At 30.6% G+C, this 4,695-nt stretch carries 6 protein-coding genes and 1 pseudogene; 1 reads left to right on the top strand and 6 read right to left on the bottom strand.

The window, feature by feature from the left end; translation table 11 throughout:
- Positions 1-321: 321 nt before the first annotated feature.
- Entirely contained in the window at positions 322-498 is a 177-nt protein-coding gene (locus CN288_RS28905; RefSeq protein ID WP_176527698.1) for a hypothetical protein, read from the bottom strand.
- Positions 499-1,336: 838 nt separating this feature from the next.
- On the opposite strand from CN288_RS28905, the gene CN288_RS18490 reads away from it, so the two are divergent.
- Complete coding sequence (locus CN288_RS18490) at positions 1,337-1,642, top strand: hypothetical protein (protein WP_098302818.1); 306 nt, start codon at positions 1,337-1,339, stop codon at positions 1,640-1,642.
- 37 nt (positions 1,643-1,679) lie between these two features.
- On the opposite strand, the gene CN288_RS18495 is transcribed toward CN288_RS18490, so the two are convergent.
- The 5 genes and pseudogenes from CN288_RS18495 to CN288_RS18515 all read right to left on the bottom strand — a co-directional run.
- The gene (locus CN288_RS18495) at positions 1,680-1,913 is read right to left on the bottom strand and encodes a YuzF family protein (RefSeq protein WP_026591141.1); all 234 of its coding nucleotides are present in this window, start codon (positions 1,911-1,913) and stop codon (positions 1,680-1,682) included.
- A 239-nt stretch (positions 1,914-2,152) separates the two neighbouring features.
- Entirely contained in the window at positions 2,153-2,386 is a 234-nt protein-coding gene (locus CN288_RS18500) for a hypothetical protein (RefSeq protein WP_026591142.1), read from the bottom strand.
- Positions 2,387-2,683: 297 nt separating this feature from the next.
- A complete protein-coding gene (locus CN288_RS18505; RefSeq protein WP_098302819.1) occupies positions 2,684-2,821 on the bottom strand; it encodes a BC1881 family protein in 138 nt (45 codons plus the stop codon).
- Positions 2,822-3,374: 553 nt separating this feature from the next.
- The gene (locus CN288_RS18510) at positions 3,375-3,836 is read right to left on the bottom strand and encodes a CarD family transcriptional regulator (protein ID WP_026591143.1); all 462 of its coding nucleotides are present in this window, start codon (positions 3,834-3,836) and stop codon (positions 3,375-3,377) included.
- 216 nt (positions 3,837-4,052) lie between these two features.
- Positions 4,053-4,579, bottom strand: a pseudogene (locus CN288_RS18515) (acyl-ACP desaturase); the annotation flags it as partial.
- Positions 4,580-4,695 lie beyond the last annotated feature (116 nt).

Below are 4,695 nucleotides of genomic sequence, written 5' to 3' on the forward strand. Positions count from 1 at the left end.
TGATACAGTTGAACCATTTGATGTTTAAATTCTGCTGTAAAGGTTCTTCTTTCTCTTTTATTTTTCGTCATAGTAGATTCTCCTCAAATATATTAGTTGTAGTCTACTTGACCTTAATTTTTTTGTCTAGTTCAGTGTAGCCTATCCAATTTGCTTAGCTTGATGGTGATGTGGCGATACTCCAATTTCCACCAGAACCAGTTTTTACATTAAGTTAAATGCGTTTATGGTATTTATTACGGTTTATAATATTTAAAGTAAAAATAAGAAATCAGTTCTATATTTGACCTCCTATTTTTTATGTTGAGAATATTGAAAGTTTTAAGTAGACAGCGTGTTATCTGGTTTCTTATTTTTATGTACTGTAGAATTTGTATCATATAGATTGTTTAATAAACGATTATACTCATTTCTTGTAAGTTCTTTATTATATAATTGAATTAATAAATCTTTATGTTCTTTTGAAAAGGCCATTTTATCAAAAAACTTAGGATACATAGCACCAGTCTCTCCGCTTCCTGTTGATTTTATATTTTGTAACTGAGAATTAAAAAAGTCCCTATTTATCTATTATAGATAGGGACTTTTCAGCTGCTGTTTTAGATACCTTTGTATAGTATAAACATTAGGTGTCTTTTAAAGTATATCATAAAAATTATAATATATTTAGTTTTTATATATATTGAAATACAGAACCTCGACGGCTACCAAAATTATATCTTTCTTGAACAATTTCCCTTTAAAATATTGCATTTGCGATTCTCTTTACTCTTTTTTCTAGAGTGTAGTCTCATTTAGAAAAATGATCTAATGAATAATTCATTTGAAATTCAGTATTAAAGAAACTATCTGGAATCTAATTGTAATTCAGAGTTGTCTTTTGTCAGTGTATTAGCAGAATTACAATTTCCAGAGTAGATAGCTCTTGCTTCATCACACGAATCAGACTTTTCACATCCTATAAGTATTCCTACTGTTATAAATGATAATAAAACCTTTTTCATTTTAATACACGCTCCATATTACTTATAATGTTCTTAGACCAATTAATTGAAATTACAACATACATTTTCATCGTGAAAATATATGTATTGAATTAACAAAACTGAGGAAGGTCAGTTTTTAACCAATTTATATAATAGGCCTCACCTTATCAAAAAAAGAAAATTGTACGTTTAGACACAAATTTTACATATTTTGATTAGTTACCTGTACATTAAGGAATTTGCTTGTATATTTGAGGAGATGTATGAGACAGGCATAATTTTGAGGGAATCCAGTATTTTCTATTCAAATATGATAGAATGGAAATATATCCAAAACGGAGGGAAAACAAATGAACTCAAACACAAAACAGTTTATTTATGATATCCAGCAAAGAAAGAATAATTATATAGAAGATGTATTAACAGCAATAAAACACCCTCAAAAAGAGCAATCTGAACAAGTCATTCAAAATATAGTAGAGAAAATGGATATGATGATCAGTTTAGTTACTACTTATATGGCCGTTGAATCAGAATCAATGAAAGAATTAAAAGAGCTTCAGGAAGAACTTATTCATGCTCAAGCATATATTCAAAAACGGAAATTTGAAGAAACACAGAGATATAACCCTGTGTTTTTACTGGGTGGACTATGACACTAATTTTTTATAAATCTGATTAGATATAATTTGATTATTGTTTTGGCATAATCCATACAATTTGTTGAATGCGTACAATATATGGCATCGTATCTTCAATGAGCAAATGATCTGGTTTCACATCTTTTAACTTTCCTCTTACATTACCTCTTACAGTTTCAATAACCACATGTTTACCAATTACTGATTGTAATGTCTGATATACGTAGGGATTGGGTGCACTTACCATATGTTGTTCACTCAAGTTATTTCCTTCCGAATAACTCATTCTATAAGACTCCTTTCTAGCTTGCATTCTTTCTCCTAATATATGATATAAATCTTATCAATATGCTAGAAGGATAATTCATTATAGGAACGGAAATAACATTTTAATAAGGTACGGTTTCTATTTCTACATTGCTAAAAAAATGATTTATATAAAGTTATTTTTACTAGTTAATAGGAGATGATATAGGGATATTTTGAATGTACATCTAGGCTGTTCCTTTTAGGATATGTATCATTTTAAATACGCCCTTTATTAGAATAGTTCTCATACTTTTTTTGAGATTCTTTCGTAATACGTGCGTTAAGTAAAATTGCTAACAATAAAAACACTCCATATTTTCCCCCTGCAACTCCTATGATAATCACACTACTACAAACAAGTACAATTAATAGGATAAACGAAACTAAATAAATACGATTATAATTCTTTGACATCTTCTCGTATTTTATGCGTTCTTTCCTTGCATCTATCTAAATTCCTCCTTTAAATGATCCATTTCACTCTCAAATAAATCTCGCCCTTAAAAAGGAAACAATCTATCGTTTTAAATAATTAGTTTGTTTTTTTATCAACTAATTTATATAACGTAAAAAGAAATCCTACCAATATTAAGCTTTCCACCATGATAATCCCGACCCTCTCCTTCCTTTTAACCCCAACACATCAGATAAAAGTTATGTATATCCCATATTAGCTGCAGCAAACAAAAAGGATCCCCCCTTCTCTTAAAGGCTGATCCTTTTCTCCTTACATGCAACTATTTTTACCTATTCTTGATTAATTAGAATAACAGCTAGTTCATCTACACGAATGCCACCAACTTCGATTTTTTCATAAGGCTCAACTGTAATAGAAATAATCCCTTCCCGCTTCTTTAATTCATTACTCAATTCATTTGTTAACATTTTTTCATGTGTGCACTCCTTCTTAATGCTTAATTTACTATTGTTATGTAAATGAAATTAAAAATGATTTCCTGGTCTGGAAACCATTTTTGTAGTTAACCATATGGTTTTACCAGTTCGTTTATCAATTTTACGTAGAGAAGATAAACAATTACTCTTCACTGTCTCAGTAGATGTAAGAAATTCTTAAAGATAGCAGTGAGATTGATTGTTTTTTCTTCTAGAAATAATGACTTAGATAATATATTACCTAAAACAATGAAAGCCCTACCTCTCTTTCATCCTTACGGCTCCTTGTCCGCGCCAGTGTGAATCAGGATTGCAAAAATCAAGTGACTATTTAACCTAGTTATTTGATGGAACTTCGAACGTTCGTAAAAGAAATTTTATAATAAAAATGGATTAGGTTGAAGTAATAACAAAAGAGGTTCCTACTCTAAAAGTGAGTTGAAGAAATTGAATGTCTTTGAAATGATTTACTTTAGATAATAATCATTTTCCCGAAAAATTCAGGATATTTCCGGGAGGTGTAATACATTATCTATAATGAACCTTAACAGAAACTTTTTATTTGATTTTCAGTAATTCCTTTAATTAATCCTAGTTCACTAATCAAAAATTCATGTGCGTTATCCAACATTTTTTTTTCGCTTGTATTAAGTGCCTTTTCTTTCTTCATACGCATTAAATCACGTACAACTTCAGCACCTTCTTGTATTTCACCCGTTTTTATTTTGTCCGTGTTCACTTTATACCTTTGTTTCCACGGCAATAATTTATCTGATTCTCCATGCTGAAAAATGTGTATAATGTGTTCTAATGCAAGTATATCAGTAACTGGTCGTATACCCGAACTTAATATTTTACCCATAGGAATCATGACTTGCATATTACTGATTGACATTTTTATAACATAATACTGTTGTTTTTTCCCTGAGAATTCTTTTTCTTCTATGGCTTCAATTATACCTGCTCCGTGCATTGGATAAACAATGTTATCGCCAATTTGAAACATATAATCCACCTCCATATATGGTAACCTTCTTAAGCTTAACATATATGTTGTTTTTTATCAAATATTTCATAATATCATAAAATTATTTTTAGTGTCAATCTCTTTTTCTTTAAAAATCAAATTAAATAAAAACAGCACCAAAAGAATAGGGAGTGTGCCAGATTTCTAATGAAGGGAAGGGGAATTTCCCCGCGCATATTCTGAAACCGCTACTCATTAACGTAGATCAGTTTTCCCTTGAAAACGACCAAATCGATCTCTTATTTTTTTCAATTTTGTGTGGTACTCCAAAATCTCAATTCTTACTTTTTCAGCTAAGGTGCAATTGGTCGTAAGTCTTTTAACCCCCAATAATCAATCACGACATCAAGTACTTGATCAAAATATTGTAGTGGTCCATAGTTAGCTTCTTTTGCAATCACAGCCATTCTATTTTCAAAATCAGGCATGAAAGCACCTGGCATTTTAAAATTTCTAATTACATTGGCAATATGATAGCAATAATTAGGTTCCAATTCTAAATGTGTTCGAATGACGTCTCGATAAAACGCATAATGAAGAGTTTCATCTTTTGCAAGACGGCGTAATAATGTAGCAAGATCTGGATCATACTTACTTGCAACCTTAGCGACATTATTGTAAAACACCATCGTTGCAAGTTCTTGTAGCGTCGTATACGTCATGGCTTCGATTGGTGTATGAAAATCAGGCTCAAATCCACCCTCAACGACTGACTTTCTTAATGATTCTGTTGCAAAGTTTTCTAAACTAAGCTACACTTTCGAAAAAGAAAACGAGGAGAATCACAGGTGGGATATTTTAAAGGGAAACAGTTCAAAAAGGATATTATTTTAATAGC

The organism is Bacillus sp. AFS023182 (genome assembly GCF_002560575.1).
GTDB classification, from domain to species: Bacteria; Bacillota; Bacilli; order Bacillales; family Bacillaceae_G; genus Bacillus_A; species Bacillus_A arachidis.

Coding starts and splice junctions, on each gene's coding strand:
- CN288_RS28905 (WP_176527698.1), bottom strand. CDS start 498: ATGTATCCTAAGTTTTTTGATAAAATGGCCTTTTCAAAAGAACATAAA.
- CN288_RS18490 (WP_098302818.1), top strand. CDS start 1,337: ATGAACTCAAACACAAAACAGTTTATTTATGATATCCAGCAAAGAAAG.
- CN288_RS18495 (WP_026591141.1), bottom strand. CDS start 1,913: ATGAGTTATTCGGAAGGAAATAACTTGAGTGAACAACATATGGTAAGT.
- CN288_RS18505 (WP_098302819.1), bottom strand. CDS start 2,821: ATGTTAACAAATGAATTGAGTAATGAATTAAAGAAGCGGGAAGGGATT.
- CN288_RS18510 (WP_026591143.1), bottom strand. CDS start 3,836: ATGTTTCAAATTGGCGATAACATTGTTTATCCAATGCACGGAGCAGGT.